This is a genomic window from Aliisedimentitalea sp. MJ-SS2, assembly GCF_032586155.1.
In the GTDB taxonomy this organism is placed as follows: domain Bacteria; phylum Pseudomonadota; class Alphaproteobacteria; order Rhodobacterales; family Rhodobacteraceae; genus JAWHTC01.
Map to the genome: position 1 here is coordinate 103,698 of NZ_JAWHTC010000007.1, position 23,104 is coordinate 126,801.

The window sequence follows — 23,104 nt, forward strand, 5'->3', positions numbered from 1 at the left end:
CACCTCGCCCGATTCGTGTCAAACGAGCGGCGAGGAACTGGGCTAGGGGCGCGGACATCGACGGCAGCATGGCCCGGTCTTTCTTCGGAAAGAGATGCCGGATTAGTCTTGGATTTCAATGATTTCCAAACCGCGCAACTCATCCGTCAACGAAACCTTGGAACCATCTGGATGCACAAGCCGGGCAATAATCTCCTGCGGGCCCGAGGGCAGCGCATCCAGTTGAATTGCCATTAAATGATATTGTTCGTCCGACGCGGCCTCTGTCTGCCCGAACGGGGCGATGGCGCCGACGAAGGTTCCGTCTTTCAGTTCGAAATGCAACTCTGCGCGATCGGGCAATCGGCCAAGTGTGACCTGTACGACCATGACCCCGGACGCATCGGGGAAATTCAACACATAGGCAGGCATATCTTGCCCTCCGGCAAGATCGGAGGCGTGGTTCGCCCCCGAAAGCGCGGCCCCCAAAAGGGCCGCGACAAGAAGTTTGAGTCCAATCTGTGTCACACAAGATCAGATGGTTTCGATCGAGACGGAGTTCAAGGTGCCCTGAATTCCCGCCGCGCTCTTGTTGCGGGGAACGCCATCGCCCTGAACCGCAACAACGCTGACGTCAACGGCGGCCCCTGCAGTCAGCAGGTCCGCTGCCTCCATCCGGTCCAAAACGTCGGAAATATCCAGCGTGATCGTATGCGGATGGGGGTGACCCTTGCCCATTCCGAAGAACTCGAACGACCCTGCAAATTCCGGGCTGCGCGGCGAGGTATCAGGCGCCTTGCCCTTGGGCGACAGGTAGAAGTTAAAGCGGGCGTTGGTCAGGTCCTCGGGCGGTTGGAACGAGATATGGGCGATATGCCGTTCGGCGCCGCGATCCCCTTCGATGGTCTTTACGAATTCCGGTGACACGTCGAGCCCGGCCTTGGCGACCGCGTTTTCGGAAAAGACACCATCGCCTGCCGCCTTGGCCGAGGCCACAAGCATGTTGCCCGCAGATTTCGGAACGATGCCCGAGCCGGCTCCGTCGGTATAGGCGTAGTCCCAGCGCGCCATGCCCATATAGTCCTTGGCGGTGGTGGTGCTCAGGACCGGGTTCCCATCCGCGTCATGGAAGAACAGGAACTCTTCGGGGTAGAATTTGACCTGTTCCTGGGGTGTGGGTTCGGCGGAATCGCCATTGGCGATCTGCTTGCGGGTCCAGACATCCCACAGCCGGTCCACGTTGCAATGATGCAGGAAGAAGATCGGGTCGACCGAGGACAGCAGCGACGGCATCCAACCGCCCTGAGGTCCGCCAAGGTTGTTGTGAACCTGATTGTGGGGGAAACCTTCAATGATCGCCGAACCGACGCCCATGTGGTGATTGGCGCTTTCGGGGCTGTTGAACCCGGTCTGTGGGTTGCTGCCACTGACCGTGGTGAAGGGCACAGGTTGCAGCCCGGCCATAATCACTTGCGGTTGCACGGCTTGTTCGGCGTTTCCGGTCAGGTTTGGTGCGGTGGGCGTCTTGGACCGGCCGGCCTGTCGGGGAGTGGTGAAGTTGCTCTGCAGATCGCTGTAGAATGCGTTGAAATTCGGGTTTCCGCGCAGTTGCTCCTGATGCAGTTGAGCCGCATTCAGTGTGTTCCAATAGTCGGAGACCGCATTTTGATAGGCCGCATCGAACGTGGCCCAGTCGGCCGGGAAATGCTGGCTGGTCGGGTCCAGTGCGTTGTCGGGGAACTGACCACCGCTGAACATGCTGTTCGCGACGAAGGAGTCAGCGCTCCAGTCCCAATAGGGCAGGGCGAAACCGTCGTCCTTGCTGTAGAGGCGGATGACCTGTTCGAAATAGCCCAGGTATCCGCGGTGCCAGACAAAGAACCACCAATTGCCGTGCGGGCAGTCCAGCAGATGGGTCATGGCCATGCGGAACCAGTTATGCGGATGATCCGGTGGCAGGGTCCACATCACGGCAACCGCCCTGCGGTAACTGTCCATGTCAGAGGCCGCGTTCGGATCGGTCATGCTCTTGCGCAGGAATTTTGCGTTGCCCTGCGCGGTCAATAGGCCGGGGGTCGCGAGGATGGCAGCACTGGCGGCGGCGCCTTTCAGCACGCCCCGGCGGGTTGGGGTGAGATTAAGTGTCATGATAATGCTCCTTGGTTTGAAATTGCTTTAGTTCTGGGTCAGACGCGCCTTGAGGCGCGGGTAGAACTGGACCCAGACATTGTCGAAATCGGGATGCACGGAATGGCACTCCCAGCACACATTGTCCGGCATAGGCGGAGTGGACTTCGGGGTGGGAATTCCGTCGAAAGCGTAATACGCCCAGATTTCACGCGACCCGCCCAGATCAGGCCGTTTCGAGTCCTTGACCGCCATCTCGACGGCCGTCATCGGTGCTTGATTGAATTTGCCTTCCGTCAGGATCGGATCGGGAATTTTTTCCCCCGCGTCCCAGATCTCGAACAGAAATTCTGTCGGATTCCTGAATTCGCCATGTTCCATGAAATAAAGGTAGGCTTCGGTCTCCATATAGACATTGTGGAATTTTTCGTGGGCTGCGCGTTCGGTTTCGCGCTTCGTGGTCCCCTGGGCTTCACCGGAATAGACCAGCCCGAGATTCGAGCCGACAAAAACCCAGTGCTCATAGTCACTGGGCAATATCAGTTCGCCTTGATCCGTGTACCGCGGTTCGGCATGTGCGGATATTGTGAAAAATGAGGCGACAGAGAGAACAATAATAAGACGAAGCATATATGCTTCCTTTCAATTACTTGCGTGCAAAGAATATGCAGGTTGTTTTAATAAATGAGGTATTATGGAAACAACTTTAGCATGAAATTGGAAAAAACACATCTCTCTTTTTTCAGCATTGAGAAACAGTAAAACTGGAGCGGTTAGGGCAGGGAACCGTCACGTGACAATGCAATGAAGCTCTTGTTTGGGAACAACCAGCGGCCGTTGATTGTAGCCTAATGCCGCCGTCCAATGCCTGATCTGAATGTTGCAATGTGGCCCGTCACACCAGCCATTGGACAAAGCCGATGCCGCGCGCGAACCCTGGCTTTGGCTCAGCTGCGCCGCTGGAACATGATCAGCAGCAGGGCCAGAAGCGATGAGCCCAGCATCAAAAGAAGCGACACCGCGTTGAGAAGCGGCGTCGAGCCTTCCTTGAGGCGATCGAACATGGCGATGGTTAAGGGCGCGTCCGAGCCAACCAGCATCAAGGTGGTGTTGAAATTTTCGAAACTCATGAGGAAGGCCACCACCAGTGCACCAATCATGGCAGGCATCAGAAACGGGATGGTGATGGTGCGCACTGCCGTCAACCTGTTGGCCCCGAGGTTCAGCGCCGCCTCTTCCAATGAGCGGTCAAATTTCTGCAACCGGGCCGAGATGACCAGCGTGGCGATGGTGGCAATGAAGGAAAACTGCCCGAGAATGACCAGAAGCAGACCCGGACGCAGGGCTTGGATATCCATCTTGGCGAGGTCCCACATGCCGTTGGCGACGGTCGAGGAAAACACCAGGATCGAAATGCCCAGAACGATGCCCGGGATCACCAGCGGCAACAGCATCAGGACGTAAAGCAACCCCTTGCCCCGGAAATTGTAGCGGTTGAACAGGAAGGCATTCGAGGTGCCTACCGCCACCGACAAAAGCGAAACGAACAGGGCGACGAAGGCCGATGTACCAACGGCGCGGATGATGGGCCGTTCGTGGAAGACGCCGATCATCGGACGGCTATCGCCAAAGAACCAGTTCCAGGTGAACCCTTCCCACGGCAGCGAGGGAAATTGGCTGTCATTGAAGGCAAACACCGCCACCACCGTGAGCGGTAGCGCGAGGTAGAGGAAGAACAGCGCAATATAGGTGCCATAGACAATGCGAAGCGCGCGGGGCTGGGGGATGGTTGGAATCATCGCGGTGCCTCCCTCTAACCCATCGTCTCTTCAAGAGATTGCCGGGTCAGTTTCAGCATGCCCCAGACAATCACCGACGACAGGATCAGGAGCATGAAGCCAAAGGCGGCGCCCAACTCCCAGTTAAACCGCACGATGAACTGATTATAGATCATCTCGGTGAACCACAGGCTGTCCTTGCCGCCCAGCATGGTGGGGGTCAGGTAGTTGCCAAGGCTCAGCATGAAGACCACGATCGAGCCCGAAACGATGCCCGGGGCAGCGTGGGGTATGATGATTTCACGAAGAACGGAGAAACCGTTGCCGCCAAGGTCATAGCCCGCCTCGATCACGCTATCGTCCAGACTTTCCAGCGTTGTGACCAGGGGCACCACCATGAACAGCATCGAGGTATAGACCAGCCCGATCATGATGGCGGCGTCGTTATAGAGCATCTCGACGGGTTGGTCGGCCAGCCCAACCCATTGTAGCAGGTTCGACACCAACCCGGTTTCGCGCAACAGGATCATCCAGCCGAAGGTGCGCACCAGTTCCGAGACATAGAACGGAATGAGGCAGAGCACGAACAGCACCTGTTGCAACCGTCCCCGGGCGATCTTGGCTATGAACAGCGACACCGGAAAGGCGATCAGCAGGGTGATGATTGTGGCCAGCACTGACATCACCGCGGTGCGCACGAAGGTCCAGATATAAAGCGGCTCGGTAAAGAAGGTCAGGTAGTTGGCAAAGCTGGTTTCATATTGGCGCACGCCAACCCGCTCACGCATCGAAACCAGAAACATGTCGATATGCGGGATAACAATGAGCAGCGCCAGCCAAAGCACCAACGGTGTCAGCAAAAGGAAGAACCCAAGGCGCGCACCCGACCGCATCAGCCCGCCTCCGAGGGGAAGCAATTGCCCTGCGCTCCGGACCAGCCGATATGCACTTCGTCGCCACGCGCCAGAGTGGCGTACTCGCCCGATTGCGGCAGGTTGACCTCGATCTCTTCCTCGGCAGCGGCGTCGCGCACAAGAATGCGGCTGGCCGCACCATTGAAGAGCAGGCTGGTCACGGTGCCGGTGATACGGTTGTCGAATTGGTCCAGCTCACTGGCTTCGCGGGCCACGCGGATCGCCTCGGGTCGGACGAAAATGTCGGCACTGTCACCGGCGTTCAGGTCGCGACCATGGGTGGCCCCGCGCATCAGCATGCCGGTGTCGGTGCGCATCTCCATTTCGTCACCCTGTACCCGTTCGATCCTGCCCCGCCAACGGTTGGATTCCCCGATGAACCCGGCCACGAAGGCAGTATCGGGGCGGTAGTACAGGTCCTGCCCGGTGCCGGTTTGTTCAAATCGGCCTTCGTTCATCACCGCGATCTGATCGGACATGACGAGGGCTTCGGACTGGTCATGGGTGATGTAAATGAAAGTGGTATCAAAGGCCGCCTGAAGCGATTTCAGCTCGATCTTCATATGTTCACGCAGTTTCAAATCCAGCGCGCCCAGCGGTTCATCCAGCAACAACACATCTGGTTCCATCACCATGCAGCGGGCAATGGCGACACGCTGTTTCTGGCCGCCTGAAAGTTCGTCCACCTTGCGATTGCCGATGCCTGGCAGGCCGATCCGGTCCAGCGCCTCGTCAACCTTGCGGGCGATCTGCGCTTTCGGCAGTTTCTGACGGCGCAGGCCATAGCCGATATTGTCGGCGATGTTCATCATCGGGAATAGCGCCAGATGCTGGAACACCATGTTCACCGGGCGCTTGTTCGGGGGCACGTCCAGGACGGATTTGCCCTTGATTTCAATGTCTCCCGAACTCGGTTCAAGAAACCCGGCGACCATCCGCATGATCGTGGTCTTGCCACATCCCGACGGGCCGAGGATCGAAAAGAACGACCCGGCAGGCACCGAGAAGGACACATCGTCCACGGCGGTGAAATCGCCGAACCGCTTGGTCAGGTCGATGCATTCAAGATCGGGCGTCATTGGATTTCCGGTTCTTCAAATGGGTGTGGCACCCGCGGGTTGCGGGTGCCGACATTGGTTGATGGTGTCGCTTACTGGGCCGCCTTGACACGATCCAGAACACCGCCTTCGATGGCTTCCAGACCGGCGGGAACCGGCGGATACCACTTGATGTTGTCAACGGCTTCGGGCGGGAAGCTCGCCTGGTAACGGGCCTTGAGCGCGTCCTCGGCATGGGCATCAGCGCCTTGCGAAGCGGTGAAGTTGCCCGCGGCCGCGGTGATCATTGCCGCGATTTCCGGCTTCATCACGAAATTGATCCAGGCATAGGCTGCGTCATCCGCCTGGCCTTTGGCGGGCAGCACGAAGGTGTCGATCCAGCCCAGAGCGCCGGAGGCGGGTGCCACGAAGGTGATATCCGGGTTGTCAGCATTGAGCTTCCAGCCGCCGGTGTCCCAGGCCATCGAAGCGACAACTTCGCCCGAGCGCACAAGGCCCATCAACTCGTCACCGCCGCCCCAGTAGGTTTTGACGTTGGCCTTGCAGTCGATCAGCTTGGCCTCGACCTTGGACATGACCTCGCCATAGGCATCGGCATCGTTATAGGCGGCGAAGGGGTCCAGCCCCATCGCGAACGCAAAGCCGATCAGGGTCGGACGTTTCAGGCGATACGAGACCTTGCCCGCAACCGCCGGATCACACAGGTCGGTGTAATCCTTAACCGTGTCGCCGGCCATCTTGGTGTTCATCACCAGGCCAGATGTGCCCCAGACATGCGGAACGCCGTAAACTTCGCCTTCGACGGTGGTGTTGCCCATCGTCGCCTCAAGCATCGACTGGATGAATTGTCCCTTGTCGATCTTGGACATGTCGATCGGCTTGTAGATGCCGAATTCCAGTTGCGGGCCGGTGATCCGGTCCTGGCTGGGCTGGGCAAGGTCGAATCCGCCGCCGCCGGTGGCGCGCAGCTTGGCGATCATTTCCTCGTTGTTGGACTTGGTCACCTCGACCGTGTGGCCGGTTTCAGCCTCGAACAGCGCGATGACATCCTCGGGTGCATAGCCACCCCAGGTCAGCAGGCGCAGTGTATCGGCGTTTGCCGTATGCGAGAACCCGGCCATGGCCAGGCCCATCGCGGCAAGTTTCACAGTTTGGTACTTCATCGGTTTACCCCTCTCTGATGTTAACCGTCTTACGTGAGGCCAACTGGCAGCAGCTTGATTGGTTTTTGCCAACTGGTCAAATTTTCAACACTTCCGCGGGCATAAACCCGCCGCGTAACAACCGGGTGACACCCGGATGGCCCGCCTGTTACAGAACCTCGTTGAACAGAGCCCGGACGTTCGCGTCATTCAGCTCGACCGGGTTGCCGCCGCAGCTTGGGTCGATCAACGCCCCGGCGACAAGGCGGTCGATATCCGGGTTCGTCACACCCAGATCAGACATGCGCCCCGGGATGCCCAGAGATGCGTTGAAGTCATCGACAAAAGCACAGAAACCGTCGAACCCACCGGTGATGCCCAGATAGCCAACAACTTCGTCAAAACGCGTTTCGATCTTGGGGCGGTTGAGTTGCAGCACCGCGGGCATGCAGACCGCGTTCGTCGTGCCGTGGTGGGTGTGGTACATCGCGCCCAGCGGATGGCTGAGCGCATGAATGGCGCCAAGACCTTTCTGGAATGCTGTGGCCCCCATCGCAGCAGCCGACATCATGTTGGCGCGGGCCTCGATATCCGCCCCATCGGCATATGCACGCGGCAGATTGTCGATCACCAGCCGCATGCCTTCTATGGCGATGCCCTGGCTCATCGGGTGGTAATGCGGGCTGGAAAACGCCTCGACGCAATGGGCAAAGGCATCGAGGCCTGTACCTGCGGTGATAGCGGGCGGCATGCCCACGGTCAGTTCCGGGTCGCAGATCACCACCGAAGGCAGGACCTTGGGGTGGAAGATAATCTTTTTCTCTTGCGTGGTGGAATTGGTAATCACGCTGGCACGGCCCACCTCCGATCCGGTGCCTGCGGTGGTCGGCACCGCCACGATCGGAGCGATGGCATCGGCATCCGCACGGGTCCACCAATCGCCTATGTCTTCGAAATCCCAGACCGGGCGGGTTTGACCGGCCATAAAGGCGACCATCTTACCCAGGTCGAGACCGGAACCACCGCCAAAGGCGATCACGCCGTCATGCCCACCAGCGTTGTAGGCGGCGACCCCGGCGGAGAGGTTCTTTTCGTTCGGGTTCGGATCAACGTCCGAGAACATCGCCCGGCCAAGACCGGCGGCCTCCATAGTGTCGAGCGTCGTGGTTGTCACGGGCAGCTCGGCAAGCCCCCTGTCGGTCACAAGCAGCGGCTTGGTGACACCGGCGCTTGCGCAGGCTTCGGCCAGTTCCTTGATCCGGCCTGCGCCGAATTTGATCGCCGTGGGGTAGGACCAGTTTCCAACAAGGTTCATGACGTGACTTTCTTAAGGTGGAAGGATTTGGGACGGGTCAGGTTGTGATAGCCGATCACCGACAGGCCTCCGCCCCGCCCGGTGTTTTTGCAGCCGGTCCAGCACAGGCTGGGGTCAAGGTAATCGGCGCGGTTGAGGAATACGGTGCCGGTTTCGATCCGGTCGCCCACCTGTTCGGCGCGATCCACATCGCGGGTCCAGAGGCTGGCGGTGAGGCCGAATTCGCTGTCATTCATCAGGGCGATGGCCTCGTCATCTCCGCTGACCGGCATGATGCCAACGACAGGGCCAAAGCTTTCATCACGCATGACGCGCATGTCGTGGGTGACATCGGTCAGAATCTGCGGGGTCAAATAGGTGCCGCCGTCATCCTCGGCGAAGGTCGGGATATGGGCGGAGGCGCCTGCCGCCACGGCCTCGCTGATCTGGGCGCGGACCTCGTCTGCAAAGCGTTTATTGGCCATCGGGCCGAGGGTGGTCTCGGGGGCCAGTGGGTTGCCCAACCTGTAGCCGTTTACAATCTCGATGGCCTTGGACAGGAAGTCATCAAACAAGCTTTCATGGACATAAATCCGCTCGATCCCGCAACAGCATTGCCCGGAATTGAACATCGCTCCGTCGATCAGGGTCTCGACCGCCGCATCCAGGTTGGCATCTTCCATGACATAGCCCGGATCCTTTCCACCCAGTTCGGTGCCAACCCCGGTGAAGGTGCCTGCGGCGGCGCGCTCCATTTCGGCCCCGCCGCCGACCGAGCCGGTAAAGTTGATGAAGTCAAACGCGTTTTCGGCAATCAGGGCCGAAGTAATCGCGTGATCGAGAAAGACGTTCTGGAACACGTCTTCGGGCACGCCGGCCTTGTGGAAAGCCTGTGCCAAGCGCTCACCCACCAGAAGCGTTTGGGTGGCGTGTTTCAGGATCACCGTATTGCCCGCGATCAGGGCCGGGGCCACGGTGTTGATGGCGGTCATGTAGGGGTAATTCCACGGCGCAACCACGAAGACGACCCCATGCGGCACCCGTTTGATGTACCGTTTGAAAGTGGCGTCTTCGCCCACCTTGATTGGTGCAAGCGAGGTTTGGGCGATCTCGGCCATGTGGCTGGCGCGCTCATTGAAGCCGCCAAACTCGCCGCCATAGCGTACCGGGCGGCCCATCATCCGGGCTAGTTCCGGTACAATCTCGTCGTTCATCGCACCCACGGCGCCGACGCCTGCCATTACCAGATCAATCCGTTCCTGCAGCGGGCGCCCGGCCCAGCCGGATTGAGCATCGCGCGACCGGTCCACCGTGGCGCGCGCATCTCCGATGGTCAGCGCCTCGCGCTCGGCGAAAACCGATCCGTCGATCGGCGAGATACAGGTCAACATGGTCATGCCTTTTCAAAGCCCCTTGCGATTTCATAGTCGGTCACGACGCGGTTGAATTCTTCGATTTCCCACTCGGCCGCGCGGGCATAGTGCGTGACGGTTTCCTCGCCGAAGGCCTCTTTCAGCATGCCCGAGGACAGCAATGCCTCGCGCGCGTCACGTAGGGTGCGGGGGATGTGGTTGTTCTCATTATCCGCATAGGCGTCGCCGGTATAGGGCGGGGGCAGGTCCAGTTTTTCCTCGATCCCTTTCAGGCCCGCGGCGAGCATCGCGGCTTGTGCGAGGTAGGGGTTCATGTCCGAGCCGGGCGTGCGACATTCGATACGCACCGCTTTGGTGCCATCACCACAGAGGCGAAACGCGGCGGTGCGGTTGTCCACCGACCAGACGGCCTGGGTGGGCGCAAAACTGCCTTTGGCAAATCGTTTATAGCTGTTGATATAGGGGGCCAGGAACACGGTGATGTCCGCCGCGTATTTCAGTAGCCCCGCCATGTAGTGATCCATCAGCGCCGACTTGCCCAAGGGCGCGTCGGCATCGTGAAACGCGTTTTCGCCGGCCTTCCACAACGATTGATGCACATGAGCAGCAGACCCAACCCGGTCGTGATGCCATTTCGGCAGGAAGGTCGCGGCATAGCCCTGCAGGTGGGCAATCTCCTTGATCCCATGCTTGGCCAGTGTGTGGTGATCGGCGGTGGCCAGCGCATCGGCATATTTGACGTTCAGCTCCTCCTGACCGGCCTCTGCCTCGCCTTTGGAGCCTTCCACCGGAATCCCCATCGCCCGCAGGTGATTGCGGATCGGGCGCATGACCGGTTCTTCCTTCGAGGTCTGGAGAATGTGGTAATCCTCGTTGTAATTCGAGATCGGACGCATGTCGCGGAAACCGTTCGCAGCAATCTCGTCATGCGTGCCCTGGAATAGGAAGAACTCCAGTTCCGTCGCCATGATCGGGGTCAGGCCCAGCGTTTCGGCCCGGGCAATCTGACGTTTCAACACCTCGCGCGGGGAAAAGGCAACCGGAGCATGACTTTGGTGGTCAAGCACGTCACAGAGGACCAGAGCGGTGCATTCCAGCCATGGAACGGGGCGGATCGTACCGAGATCGGGTTTCATCACGTAATCGCCATAGCCCGCCGACCAACTGGTCGAGGCATAGCCATCGGGTGTCGCCATTTCCAGATCGGTCGCCAGCAGGTAATTGCAGCAATGCGTTTCATCCTCGGCCATATCCAGGAACGCCTCGGCATGGAACCGTTTGCCCATCAGACGGCCCTGCATGTCGATGATGCAGGTCAGAACGGTATCAATTTCACCTGCCGCGATTTGTGTCTTGAGCTCTTCGAATGTCATGGCAATCCCGATCTTTGTTTGCACGGGTGAGTCTCCCCACCCGCGCAGTTTGCATGTCCTTTAGCCGTAGCGATAGGGCCGGCCGGCCTTGGCCATGTCAGCGTTATACTTGCGGAAGATCTCGACCACCTTGGCCTGAACCTCTCCCTCGGCGGCGATCTCGTCCCAGAAAGCGACCGCGGCATTTTCGACCTGGGCCCATTCTTCGTCGGGGATCGAGGTCAGCTGCATCTTGGTGCCATTGACGCGCAGGTTTGCCTCGCCGCCCCAGTACCACCACTGGCGATAGTAATGCGATTGATCACAGCAGACCCGGAACAGGGTTTGCAGGTCTTCTGGCAGTTCGTTCCAGCGGTCCATGTTGGCAAAGAACGACCCGGCCCAGGCGCCCGAGATATTGTTGGTCAGGAAATAGTTGGTCACGTCGGCCCAACCGACGGTGTAATCCTCGGTGATGCCCGACCAGGCAATACCGTCCAACTCGCCAGTTTGCACCGCAACCTCGATGTCTTCCCACGGCAGGGTGACGGGCACCACGCCGAACTGTGCCAGGAAGCGGCCAGCGGTGGGGAAGGTGAAGACGCGCTTGCCCTTAAGGTCGGCAAGGCTGTTGATTGGATCCTTGGTGGCAAAGTGGCAGGGGTCCCACGATCCGGCGCTGATGTGTTTCACGCCGACGGCGCTATACTGCTCGTCCCAGATCTCGTTCAGGCCGTATTGGTTAAACAGCACCGGTACGTCGAGCGAGTAGCGTGAGGCAAAGGGGAAATAGCCGCCGAACACGGTGACATCGGTGGGCGAGGCCATCGAGTCATCATCCGATTGCACCGCGTCGATGGTGCCCTTCTGCATGGCGCGGAACAGCTCGCCTGTCGGCACCAGTTGATCGGCATAAAACAGTTCAATCTGCATCCGGTCGCCGGCGATCTTGTTGAACATTTCAATCGCAGGGTCGATCACATGCGCCGCCAGCGCCGGGCCGGCATAGGTCTGCATCCGCCACTTGATCGTGCCTTGCGCCAGCGCCGGGGTTGCCAGCGGGGCCGCTGCCGCGCCAACCGCGGCGGTGCTGAGAAACTTACGTCTTGTTGTATTGGTCATTGTAATACCTCCATTGGGTTTTGATTTTCGGGCCTTTCAGCCTTCTGGTTATTTTCCGTAAACATAGTCGGGCAGCCACAGAGCGATCTGTGGGAACGTCATGATGATCGCCAGCGCAAGGATCATGACGCCGACAAAGGGAATGATGGATCGGTAGATGTCGCGCAGGCCGATGCCCGGAGGGGCCATCGCCTTCATCAGGAACAGGTTATAGCCGAAGGGTGGCGTCATATAGGCAATCTGGGTGGTGATCGTGTAGAGCACGCCATACCAGATCAGATCAAAGCCCAACGCCCCCACCAGAGGCACGTAAAGCGGTGCCACGATGACCAGCATCGCGGTGTCGTCCAGAAACGTGCCCATGATGATGAAGCTCAACTGCATCAGGATCAGGATCAGCCAGGGGCTGAGACCCAGTTGCTCGGTAAAGAGGTTTTCGATGGCCTTGACGGCGCCCAGCCCGTCGAAAACTGCGCCAAAGCCCAAAGCAGCCAGAATGATCCACATGAACATACAGGAAATCGCCAGCGTCTGCCTGGTGCAAGTGTGAAACACCGACCAGCTCATCCGCCGTTTCAGGATCGAGGCGACAAGGGCGGTCAGCGCGCCAATGGCCGAGCTTTCGACCAGCGAGGTCCAGCCGTTGACAAAGGGCACCATCATCGCCGCGAAAATCGCCAGTGGTAGAATGCCTGCACCAAGCAGACGGATTTTCTCTTCGCGCGTGACCTCGTGTAAGTCTTCGGCCACGGGGCCAAGTTCGGGATTAATGCGACAGCGCAGCCAGATGTAGAACACGAACATCGCCGCCATCATCAGCCCCGGTAGGATCCCGGCCAGCCACAACTGCCCCACCGGTTGGCGCGCGATCATGGCATAAAGTACCAAAACCACCGAGGGCGGCACCAGGATACCGAGCGACGACCCTGCCTGGATCACGCCGGTGACCATCAATTTGTCATAGCCGCGCCTCAGGAGTTCCGGCAAAGCGATCGTCGCGCCAATCGCCATGCCCGCGACTGACAGGCCGTTCATCGCCGAAATCAGCACCATCAGCCCGATGGTGCCCATTGCCAATCCGCCATTCACATTGCCGAACCAGACATGGAACATGCGGTAAAGGTCATCCGCCAGACGGCTTTCTGACAGCACGTAGCCCATGAAAATGAACATCGGCAGGGTCAGCAGCGGATACCATTTCATCAGCTTCATCGCCGCCGAGAACGGAATGTCCTGCCCGCCGGTGCCCCACAACGCCAGCGCGGCGATGGCCGCAATCGCCCCGATCGCGCCAAACACCCGCTGGCCGGAAAACAGCATCAGCATCATCGAGGCAAACATGAACAGCGCGATATGTTCCTGGCTCATAATTTGGGCTCCGGAATATCGCGGCCAATGGCGCGGGCCATGTCCTTGACCAACTCGGACAGGGCTTGCAACAGCATCAGGAACAGGCCGAGGATCATGATCGTCTTGACCGGCCAGATATAGGGGCGCCAGGCGGTTGAGGAGCGTTCCATGCGGCCGATTTCTTCGGATCCGGTGATCAGGCCGGTGAAGAACTCGACCGGTGCGCTACCCCAATAGCCAAGCGAATAGGCGGTTGATCCCAACGCGCCATAAAGCAACACACCCAGATAGAAGAGCAGGAACATCACGGTGATGATGTCGACGGTTGCCTTCCGGCGCAGCGACCAGTTGCCATAGAACAGGTCCATCCGCACGTTCGACCCCACCAGGATCGAATAGGGCCCGCCCAGCATGTAATAGGCAACCATGGCGAACTGGGCCATTTCCAGCGTCCAGAGCGAGGGCACGAAGAAGGTTTTGGAAATCGACGACCACAACAGGATGCCCATCAGGATGAATACACCATACATCACCACAAGCCCGATCCCCCGATTGATCCGGTCGACAAAGCGAGCAAATCCCAGAAGTGCGTTCATGCCCACACCCCTGATTGGCGCAAATGGTCGAGCGTCTTGGTGATCCAAGGGGAGAGGAGGGCTGCCATATCGTCCTGCTCCGCAGATGTCTTGATCAAATCATTGCGGATCTCGATCATGACATTGAGCAACCCATTGTCCGTCCCATGCAGGTCAATCGAATGGGTCACGCCATCGCGCGCCGCATAAGGCTCGTTCAGGCGTGTATCGAGGGGGAGTTCTTCGGGCTTCAATGCCATCATAGCTTTGGAGAATCGGTCATCGCGCCCATGCAGAATACCCAGTTCCACAGCGCGCGTTTTGCCGTGATAGACCGGCGTAAAGCTGTGAATGGTGACGAGAAGTTCAAGATCATTTTCGGTTTTGCGGACCTCATCGGTCACGGCCTTCACGAAGGGATCGTAGACATTTTTAATGCGTTCCGCCCGTGCGGACCGTCGCAGGTTCACATTGCCCGGAATATCATAAACCTCGCTGCGCTCCGGGACCGCGCTGTCAACCTCGGGGGGGCGATTGCAGTCATAAACCAGTCGCGAGACATTGCTGTTTATCAAAACGGCGCCCAGCCTCTTCCGCAGCGCCCTGGCCACGCCCAGCGCCCCTGGGTCCCAGGCAACGTGGCTTTGCAGCACATCACGCGAAAGTCCCAGGTCATTCAAACAGGCCGGAACCCGGTTTGAGGCATGCTCGCACAGGATCAGGAACGGTGTCCCCTGCACCGGCGGGCTCGCTTCATAGACCTTGCCGTAACCCTGGGTTTCAACCTGCGATTCCATTGGGAAATTGTTGACAGGCTAAGTCGGCCTGTCAACAATTTTCCAGAAAAGAATTTCACAGGCCCGCCTTGCATGTGCAGAATTTGACCGTCACATTGTAATGCGGCTGGAGAAAGGACACTGCGGACATGACTGTTTCTGCCAGGCTGATCGAACATCGCGATGCCATGACGCCAAGCGAAAGGCAGTTGCTCAACACCCTGCTCGATGATTACCCCATCGTTGGCCTGGGCAGTATCACCGAACTGGCCAGTGCCGCCGCCGTATCGACAACCACCGTCGCACGGATGCTGCAAAAGACCGGGTTCGACGGGTTCCCGCAATTTCAGTCCGCGCTGCGCGCCGAGCTGAAAGAGATGATCTCGGACCCGATTGCCAAGCGCAATGTCTGGAAAACCGACCTCCCCGAGGAGCACATCCTGAACCGCTACTCTCGCCAAGGGATCGAGAACCAGCAGCGCAGCCTGGATGAGGTGGACCCCGGGGACTTTGACAGCCTGTGTTCACTGCTCAGCGATCCGGACAGAACGATCTTCATTACCGGTGGCCGGATCACCGGAACCGTGGCGCAATACCTGTACCTTCACCTGCAGATGATCCGCCCGCAGGTGCGTCTTGTGGCCAGCGGAGGGTCATGGCCGCATGATCTGTTGGACATTCGGCCCGGCGACGTTGTGGTCGCCTATGATGTGCGGCGCTATGAAAACACCACCCTGCAAATGGCGCAGATGTGCCATGACAAGCGGGCCGAGATCGTCCTGTTCACCGACCAGTGGCGTTCACCGATACATCGGTTGGCGAAACACACCTTCGCCAGCCGGATCGTTGTACCATCGGCCTGGGATACCTGCCTACCCCTGTTAATGCTGACCGAATGCACCATTGCTGCCGTGCAGGAGATTCTCTGGGAAACGGTCAAGACCAGAACGGACGCGCTGGAAACCGCATTTGATCAGACAAAACTGTTTCGGAAATTCACCTAGACGAGCTTTTTTGCACAAGGATAGCAGCGATTGACCCGGAGCCATCTTTCGCCATTCCTTCCTCGACCGTTCGCTCACAAAGCCTTTCGAAGTTTTCTGGCCATTTGCGCAAAAGCCCCACTGTCGAACCGCGGCCGGTGATCAGGCGGAAGGCTGGCTGCAACGAGGAACTGGGTCCGTTAGATTCGGGCGGCGAATCTCTCTCGGGGATAGAAGCGGGCAGGAATGGGTCGTTTGCCCCCTTCTAGCCAGCCAAAGTCATTTGCTGCCTTTGTTCGCGGTGCGCAAAATGAACTTGCGGGTGAGAGTTTCACAAGCGAAGGCCTGTGCTCTGACGCCATTGCGAAGGACCATGGCGAAAAGACTATTACCAATTCGGATTACTTGCTGGCAGGTTCCTGGACCGTAAGAATGCTGCTCAGCTGCGCTCGCTGCTCTTCGTGGATCATGTAGTGCGAGATGGTACGCGCATAGTAATCCAGCAGCGACGCCTTGCCCGGGTTCGGCTGAAGTATGCCAGACTCTTCTGTCACCACTCCTCGCGACAACAACACCTGAAGACCAAGTTCGCTGGCGTTCGGATCGTGCGCCTCGTCGATCGCAAGAGGCACATCGGCCATACGCAGGCGTTCAATCAGGTGCAGAACCTCGCTGCGCAAGTGTCTGCGTGTGATCGCCCCGTCATCCGTGTTGCGGATCACGGTGGCAACCAATGACACCGGCAATACAGGGATCATGTCCGCGATCTGGCCAATGATGGTTTCGGCAATCGGAGCCACGATTGACTTGCGTTCGGCATCGTCGAGTCCCTCGACAGACACCCCTTGCTCTGTCAGCCACGCACGTGTGGAAAACGCCGGGCCGAAACTGACTGCGGCCTGGCCGAACCGCTGACGCCGAACACGCAGCAATCGGGCGATCATCCCCAAGGAGTGCCAAGCTGTGCTGCGGATCGTATAGAGTCGTGACTTCTTGACGAACCCCTGGTCCTGATGCGCCAGAAGTGTCATGTCCTCGGGAACGCGATCATAATTGAAGGCCACTGGAATAAAGACGATATCGCGCGTGCCCTCTGTGCCAAGACCCGCCAGGATATAACGCATCAGGCCCAATTTGATTGGCTGAAGCGCCCCATCGCGGCTGAGCCCGCCTTCCAGAAATATCCCTTGGGGCATTCGCGCGCCAATCATCATGTGGATGTAACGGGCCAGCACGATTTTGTAGAGCTTGCCTTGGGATTCGCGGCGGATGATGTAGCACCCGCTCATCTGCATTATCCGGTTGACTGGCCAGACCGAGGCCCATTCCCCCGCAGCAAATGAAATCATGCTGGTGCGCGCCGCAAGATAGCTGAGCACCGCCACGTCGAGGTTCGAGCGGTGATTGCCGACCAGCACGATGCTGGCATCCTCGGGGATATCCGCATAGGCATTGGGTGGCAGCTGTTTCACGATCTGGATATCGTACATTGAGCGGAGCCAACGCCGCGCCAGCCGATAGCCGATATGGAAGTAGAACAGGGCGAAGAACGACGGCATCAATTCGTCGATGTAGTCGCGGGCTTCTGCCTCGGCAGCCTCGTGACCGTCGGTTTCCGCGGCGGTCTCAATGCTTTGCTGGACCACCGGGTCGTTGAACAGGCGTTCGGTCAGGACACGGCGGGGAACCTGCAGCACCTTGGGCAGCGGCCGGGTCAGCGTCGTGTTGAGGCGTGTCTTGAGATCACGCTCGCGGCGCAGCAGCGCCCGTCGCACCAGAGGTTCGACGATATAGGCCCGCGTCCCGAGCAGCGCCAAGACCAGAACCGGCAAAGCCAGCCATAGGGGCAGAGCGATCTCATGGCCCAGCACTATCGTGCACCTCGTTGAGGAATGTCATCGAAAATTGCGCGCAGCCGATCAAGCGGTCGTGTGTCGCGGCCCAGTCGAAGTGGAACAGTGAAATGACCACATGGCCAGATGAAGCGGTTCTCCACCGGCAGGTTCCATTTGTCCTGTAACCGTTGACCCGAAGCAAAATGCGTGACGCGGTCCTTCCGGCCCAGAATGCTGATGATCCGCTCGGGGGGCATGACCGGAAGACCCGGCGGATCAAGCTTGGACAACCAGTCCTTCTGCATGTGCTTGTTCCAGCCCAACTTGGCCAGCGGCTTGTGAAGCCCCCAGATATCAGACAGGTCGCTGTCAGTGGCCACGTCGCCCACGTGTTCACAGTGGGTCATCAGGAACAGGGCATCGGGTTGCAGGTCCCTGTGCCACGTCTGCGCCCGGATTGCCGCCATCTGGGCCGCCTGAGCGCCAAGACTGCTGCCTCCGAAGGCCACAGGCCCGGTGCTGGTCCGGCGGGCCCAATCCATCAGCACGGCCCATTCCTTGTGCTGGGCGGTGAAGTAGTCGAATTCGCCCATGGGTGCGCGCGACAAGAACATTTCGCCGCCGTAATACCCGTCGGGAACGCGCCGCCCGTGCCAGGGGCCTTCGGGGCGGATCACGCGGATGCCCCGGCGTGGCAACATGGCGATCGGGTCGACCAGGTTGCGCCAATGGTCGAACTCGACACAGATACCGTGACCGAAGATCAAAGTGGGTGGGTTTTCGATGCCGACCGGCTCGTGCACGCGGGCATAGACGTCATCTCCGAGGTGCTCGGCGGGCGTGGGAAAGCGAATCCAGTAGTCGCGTCCCGAAGGGGTCGGCACGCCACGCGACCGTTGCACGGCAGGCATTGCGACTGGTGGTTCGAACAGGCGTTCAAACTCGGTGCCAGTGACGCCGTAAGTCGCCTCGAACTCTTGCGGTGTGGCAAAGGCGGGATAGACCGTGGTGGCCAGCCAGAGCCGCAGGTAGGTGAAGTACCGCCGGGTGGCGTTGAACCGGCTGCGGGCGTGCAGGCGCGCCTCTTCCAGTGCGGCGAGATGGCGTTCCGGCACCTCGGTGGGGCCAAAGAAGTTCTCGCGCCAGAAGAATTCGACACTGTTGATGTTGGCGCGTTCACGTTCAAAAATCCGCAGCGCCCGACGCAGCCTGCCTCGGGTTCTGATCGGGCGTGTCAGCGGCGCGGCTTCGGCAAAGGCCTCGATCTCGCCATTAGCGGCGCGCGCGGCGGCCCACAGCCGGGAAAACGGAAAGAACAACCGTTTGAGCGTTTGGAGGATCAGCCAGTCCAGCCAAGGGCGGGCAAGGAGCTCACCAACCATCGACGCCATGATGCGTTGCGCAACGTTGAGTTCCCGATGTGAGACGGGGTTCGCCAACTTGCGATTGGGGGCAAATTCTGGGTTGTTCGGTACACCGATCTGAGGCTCTTTCATAACTTGGCTTGGTCCTTTTGCCAAACATGCGGCTTCATACGTTCCATCCCTGCGAGCCAATCAGTGTTAGCAATGCCGACAATCAGAACGGCGGTTCGGCTAAGACTCAGTTTTTCGCATGCTATCATGCAAGGCCATGACTCAGATCAATGGTGTCTCCGCTTGTGCTAGAGCATAACCGCGGCACAGAAACCTACATCTAACACTAGTTTTGGCGTTGCAGGAAAAGCCTGGACCAGCTTTTTTCGTAGCCGCCAGCCATGCGGGCCCAGCTGAGACCAGTTCAAATTCGTCTGACAACAACTTCCCCGGAATACCTTGGCGCCTCTTCTTCGCGAAGATGGGCATTCGGAAAACGCCACATATGCGCCCAAATTTCGTGCGGAATTGGCGGTATCCGGAAACCGGGTGCACGTTTGGCCACCCCAAAAGACGCATGCGGGCTATAAGCGAGAAAAATTATGAGCGACTGGACCACGAACGGGATACGAGCGGCAAACCTCGATCGAATTGTGCCCGTGTTTTTCACCGCAACAATTTTCTTGTCAGCCTGTTTGCTGTTCTTTGTCCAACCCTTGTTCACGAAGCTTGTATTGCCGACCCTGGGTGGAAGCCCGGCCGTATGGACAACGGCTATGCTGTTTTTCCAAAGCGCGCTGTTGGTCGGGTACTTCTATGCACATGTCGTGAACCGCTTTGTCGCGCCACGGGTTCAACCCTGGCTGCATATGACATTTTGGGGCAGCGCATTGTTATTCCTGCCACTGGCCCTGCCTCAGGATTGGAACTTTGATCCCGACAAATCAGTGGCAACCCAAACACTCGTGCTATACGCGATCGGCGTTGGAATGCCGTTCGCCTTTTTGTCTGCGAACGCACCGTTGATCCAGGCTTGGTACCGCCGCACGGGTGTGTCCTCGGCCGATGACCCGTACTTTCTGTACAGCGCGTCAAATCTGGGGTCGATGATTGCTCTTTTTTGCTTTCCGCTTGTTGCCGAACCGTTGTTGGGCGCGGCTCACATTTCAGCCTTCTGGGCCTATGGCTTTGCTGCGCTCGGTATATGCTTTTTTGCGCTTGCTGCATTGGTAATGCTCAGCTCGCCACCATCTGGTGAACCGCAGGCGATGCAAAGTGACACATCCGTGCAGGTCGCAAACCCAGTAACAGCTGCGCAAGTGGTCAAATGGTTGCTGCTTGCCTTTATCCCATCTTCGTTGATGCTCTCCACAACAACGAAAATCACAACAGATCTCGGATCGTTGCCCTTGTTGTGGATTTTGCCTTTGGCGCTTTTCCTGCTGAGTTTCGTGGCCACATTCAAGGACCGACCGTGGCTATCGGACAGCCGCAGTGAAAACCTGCACGTTTTGGCGGCAATCATCGCATTGGGCATTTTCGTCAGCAGCCAGGTCGGTCAGTTGAACCTTTGGGTAAAGTTCTCCTTGCTGCCATGCTTCATGCTCGTTGCGCTTTTTTGCCATCGCCAACTGTATTTGTCTCGGCCCGATGCGATGCATCTCACGACCTTTTACCTGGTCATGTCGGTCGGTGGTGCGCTTGGCGGCGTTTTCAATTCGCTGGTCGCGCCCGTTGCGTTTGACAAGGCTTACGAAGGGCCGATCGTGCTTCTTCTGGCGCTTCTGGTGGGTATGTATCTCAGGCCCAAGGGGACGCGGCACGATCCACTGCGTGCCATCGTGCCGCAAATAGTGCTCGTCATTGGCTTCATCGTCGCGTTTCTGACCCTTGGTATCCAATACGCCGTTGGATTTGTCTGCTTCATGATCTTTGTGGCCTACAAATTCGCGCCAAACCGCATCGCTGTGACCAGCACGCTGATCGCGGCATCATGCGCAGGCCTGTTGCTGGCCACCGAAGAAGGGTCCCGTTTCCAGGACCGGAGTTTCTTTGGCACGCATCGTGTTCTCGATACACGGCAGGACGACGGCAGCGTGGTTCGGGTTTACAAGAACGGCTCAACCGTGCACGGGGCACAGCTTGTCGCGCCGCAAGTCGGCTCCGATCGCCCGCAGCCGCTTACGTACTACTATTCCAAGTCACCCATGGCCCAGGCCGTCACATCAGGGATTGGTGGAAACACCGCACGGGTCGGGATTGTGGGGCTGGGGACTGGTGCGCTTGTGTGCTATGCGCAGCCCGATCAGAAATGGGACCTGTATGAAATCGACCCGATGGTTGACCGGGTTGCGCGGGACTCGTCGCTGTTTACCTTCATTTCGTCCTGCGCGCCCGATGCACCCACCCATATCGGCGATGCACGGATCGTGTTGCAGCAACAGACAGACAAGGAATTTGATGTTCTGGTCATCGACGCCTACAGCTCTGATGCGGTGCCGGTGCATCTGACCACCCTGGAGGCGATGCAACTCTACAAGGACAGGCTCTCCCGGAACGGTGTTCTGGTCTATCATATCAGCAATCGATACTACGACATCGAGCGGCCGCTCGCGCGTTCTGCAAGGGCGCTTGGCCTGCGTATCTGGAAAAACGATCACACGCTTGCAAGCGGTGCCATCCAGGGTGCAACCGGCTCAAACGTTGTCATATTGGCACGCTCAGAAACCGACGCGGCAGCCATTCTCGCGCGCGACGCCAACTGGTATGAAATCCAGGATGATGGCGGGCGGTTGTGGACGGATGACTATGCCAATCCTCTGGGAATTCTCAGGGGTTTTTGAACCCTGGGCCAGATCATGACAGAGGACAAAAGTTGCGGCTTGAGCCCCGGCGTTATCGGTTGGGCTAACACGTCAGTAGCCCGATGCAATTTATGGCTTTGTTGTAAGCCCACATTGGCTTTTTCCAGGTTTTCCGCTCGTCCTGCATCGCCGCTGTTAGGTAACTGAGCAGCGAATGACAGCTTCCCGCCCTAAATGGGCTTTTGCGTGTTACACTTGGATAGGCCACTTCGAGCCGCTTGCGGAAATGTCGAATTTGCGCTGCGTGCACTCGCAGCAGATTTTCCGCCGCAATGCGGTAGGAATCGCAGCCGTAGTGCAGCGAGAAAAGCGGCTATCCATGCGTTCTGTGGCAGAGACGAAGTGGGCAACGACCCGGTAACGGACGAGGGGTGCTTTCATGGCTCATGCACCAATGGCAGCTATCTGAGCATTACTCGTCTTGTCGTTGAGAAGAGCGAGCGGGCTAAACAGTTCATTTGCACCTTTGCGTTTCAAAATGATCTGGAAAGAGACCCTTCAGAAAGCGGCATGCTATGTGTTTTGCGTCGCCATGCGAGAATACGGTTGGGTTCAAGAGGTAATCGCCCCACATGCCTTCCAGCATTGCCAGCAGCCCAAAGGTCGCGTCTCGCGCGAGAATTGATGAATCTCGAACTTCGTAGGCCTGTGCAATTTCCTCAAATGCGCCGCGTACAATGGTGCGCAGTTTTTCATCCCGTGTGCCGCTGAATTGCGCGATTCCAGCGTCCGTTGTCGCCGCGCCGCGGAATGCGTGAAGCAGTTTGGCCGAGCGCTCATTCAACAGCGCCTCGCTGAGATCGGCGGAAACAACGGCCATCACGGTAGCTTCGGGAGTATCTGCAGCGACAAGCAAATGGCGGTCGATTTCGGCGTAGTACTCGATGTTGAAGGCCTCGGCCGCAGCGACGAGAAGTTGGGACTTTCCGCCGAAGTGGAGGTGAATCATGCCTCGTGACAGGCCCGCACGCTTGATGATTCCACTCACCGTAGTTTCTGCGAATCCATCTTCGTAAATGGAGTCCAGAGTTGCTCTAATCAGCGCTGATCGGTTGGCTTCCGGGTTTCTTTTGGAGGTTTTTACCAGTCCGGACATGGTGGTTTTCCCTAAACATCAAAGCGTTACAGTGGTCTTTCTCGTCAAAGACCGGAGCTTGAAATGACAGATTGACACAGGTAGGGGCGTTGAACAATATTTAATGGACGATCGTCCATTAATAACCTGTG

At 58.4% G+C, this 23,104-nt stretch carries 20 protein-coding genes; 2 read left to right on the forward strand and 18 right to left on the reverse strand.

The window, feature by feature from the left end; translation table 11 throughout:
- Positions 1–102 precede the first annotated feature (102 nt).
- From RXV86_RS21310 to RXV86_RS21375, 14 genes are all read right to left on the reverse strand, one after another.
- Positions 103–507 carry a hypothetical protein gene (locus tag RXV86_RS21310; protein WP_316302565.1) on the reverse strand — a complete coding sequence of 135 codons (405 nt, stop codon included), beginning with the start codon at positions 505–507 and terminating at the stop codon, positions 103–105.
- A gap of 6 nt (positions 508–513) precedes the next feature.
- The gene (locus tag RXV86_RS21315; protein ID WP_316302566.1) at positions 514–2,127 is read right to left on the reverse strand and encodes a tyrosinase family protein; all 1,614 of its coding nucleotides are present in this window, start codon (positions 2,125–2,127) and stop codon (positions 514–516) included.
- A gap of 27 nt (positions 2,128–2,154) precedes the next feature.
- The gene (locus RXV86_RS21320; RefSeq protein ID WP_316302567.1) at positions 2,155–2,643 is read right to left on the reverse strand and encodes a cytochrome P460 family protein; all 489 of its coding nucleotides are present in this window, start codon (positions 2,641–2,643) and stop codon (positions 2,155–2,157) included.
- 410 nt (positions 2,644–3,053) lie between these two features.
- The gene (locus RXV86_RS21325; protein WP_316302568.1) at positions 3,054–3,905 is read right to left on the reverse strand and encodes an ABC transporter permease subunit; all 852 of its coding nucleotides are present in this window, start codon (positions 3,903–3,905) and stop codon (positions 3,054–3,056) included.
- A 14-nt stretch (positions 3,906–3,919) separates the two neighbouring features.
- Entirely contained in the window at positions 3,920–4,777 is an 858-nt protein-coding gene (locus tag RXV86_RS21330; RefSeq protein WP_316302569.1) for an ABC transporter permease, read from the reverse strand.
- Entirely contained in the window at positions 4,777–5,877 is a 1,101-nt protein-coding gene (locus RXV86_RS21335) for an ABC transporter ATP-binding protein (protein ID WP_316302570.1), read from the reverse strand. Before RXV86_RS21335 ends, RXV86_RS21330 begins: the two co-directional genes overlap by 1 nt.
- A 71-nt stretch (positions 5,878–5,948) precedes the next feature.
- Entirely contained in the window at positions 5,949–6,989 is a 1,041-nt protein-coding gene (locus RXV86_RS21340) for an extracellular solute-binding protein (RefSeq protein WP_316302598.1), read from the reverse strand.
- A gap of 178 nt (positions 6,990–7,167) precedes the next feature.
- The gene (locus RXV86_RS21345) at positions 7,168–8,313 is read right to left on the reverse strand and encodes an iron-containing alcohol dehydrogenase (protein WP_316302571.1); all 1,146 of its coding nucleotides are present in this window, start codon (positions 8,311–8,313) and stop codon (positions 7,168–7,170) included.
- Positions 8,310–9,689 (reverse strand): aldehyde dehydrogenase family protein, encoded by a 1,380-nt coding sequence (locus RXV86_RS21350; RefSeq protein ID WP_316302572.1) that lies wholly within the window; start codon positions 9,687–9,689, stop codon positions 8,310–8,312. The genes RXV86_RS21345 and RXV86_RS21350 overlap by 4 nt, the downstream gene beginning before the upstream one ends.
- On the reverse strand, positions 9,686–11,038 hold the full coding sequence (locus RXV86_RS21355; protein ID WP_316302599.1) for a glutamine synthetase family protein: 1,353 nt from the start codon (positions 11,036–11,038) through the stop codon (positions 9,686–9,688). The genes RXV86_RS21350 and RXV86_RS21355 overlap by 4 nt, the downstream gene beginning before the upstream one ends.
- A gap of 60 nt (positions 11,039–11,098) precedes the next feature.
- On the reverse strand, positions 11,099–12,139 hold the full coding sequence (locus tag RXV86_RS21360; RefSeq protein ID WP_316302573.1) for a TRAP transporter substrate-binding protein: 1,041 nt from the start codon (positions 12,137–12,139) through the stop codon (positions 11,099–11,101).
- Positions 12,140–12,187: 48 nt separating this feature from the next.
- Positions 12,188–13,507, reverse strand: a complete 1,320-nt coding sequence (locus RXV86_RS21365; protein ID WP_316302575.1) for a TRAP transporter large permease subunit — start codon at positions 13,505–13,507, stop codon at positions 12,188–12,190.
- Positions 13,504–14,085 (reverse strand): TRAP transporter small permease subunit, encoded by a 582-nt coding sequence (locus tag RXV86_RS21370; protein ID WP_316302577.1) that lies wholly within the window; start codon positions 14,083–14,085, stop codon positions 13,504–13,506. Before RXV86_RS21370 ends, RXV86_RS21365 begins: the two co-directional genes overlap by 4 nt.
- Positions 14,082–14,861, reverse strand: a complete 780-nt coding sequence (locus RXV86_RS21375) for an N-formylglutamate amidohydrolase (RefSeq protein ID WP_316302578.1) — start codon at positions 14,859–14,861, stop codon at positions 14,082–14,084. The genes RXV86_RS21370 and RXV86_RS21375 overlap by 4 nt, the downstream gene beginning before the upstream one ends.
- Positions 14,862–14,989: 128 nt before the next feature.
- Between RXV86_RS21375 and RXV86_RS21380 the strand changes: the two genes are divergently transcribed.
- Positions 14,990–15,844, forward strand: coding sequence for a MurR/RpiR family transcriptional regulator (locus RXV86_RS21380; protein ID WP_316302579.1), 855 nt, complete (start codon positions 14,990–14,992; stop codon positions 15,842–15,844).
- 380 nt (positions 15,845–16,224) lie between these two features.
- Here RXV86_RS21380 and RXV86_RS21385 read toward each other — a convergent pair whose 3' ends face one another.
- The 3 genes from RXV86_RS21385 to RXV86_RS21395 all read right to left on the reverse strand — a co-directional run bounded on the left by RXV86_RS21385 (position 16,225) and on the right by RXV86_RS21395 (position 20,550).
- On the reverse strand, positions 16,225–17,694 hold the full coding sequence (locus RXV86_RS21385; protein WP_316302580.1) for a 1-acyl-sn-glycerol-3-phosphate acyltransferase: 1,470 nt from the start codon (positions 17,692–17,694) through the stop codon (positions 16,225–16,227).
- Complete coding sequence (locus RXV86_RS21390) at positions 17,694–19,154, reverse strand: hypothetical protein (RefSeq protein WP_316302582.1); 1,461 nt, start codon at positions 19,152–19,154, stop codon at positions 17,694–17,696. Before RXV86_RS21390 ends, RXV86_RS21385 begins: the two co-directional genes overlap by 1 nt.
- A gap of 1,039 nt (positions 19,155–20,193) precedes the next feature.
- Positions 20,194–20,550 (reverse strand): hypothetical protein, encoded by a 357-nt coding sequence (locus RXV86_RS21395; protein WP_316302583.1) that lies wholly within the window; start codon positions 20,548–20,550, stop codon positions 20,194–20,196.
- Positions 20,551–20,668: 118 nt separating this feature from the next.
- Between RXV86_RS21395 and RXV86_RS21400 the strand changes: the two genes are divergently transcribed.
- Positions 20,669–21,856, forward strand: a complete 1,188-nt coding sequence (locus tag RXV86_RS21400) for a fused MFS/spermidine synthase (RefSeq protein WP_316302585.1) — start codon at positions 20,669–20,671, stop codon at positions 21,854–21,856.
- Positions 21,857–22,331: 475 nt separating this feature from the next.
- Here the strand turns inward: RXV86_RS21400 and RXV86_RS21405 are convergent, their stop codons facing one another.
- Positions 22,332–22,973, reverse strand: coding sequence for a TetR family transcriptional regulator (locus tag RXV86_RS21405; RefSeq protein WP_316302586.1), 642 nt, complete (start codon positions 22,971–22,973; stop codon positions 22,332–22,334).
- Positions 22,974–23,104 lie beyond the last annotated feature (131 nt).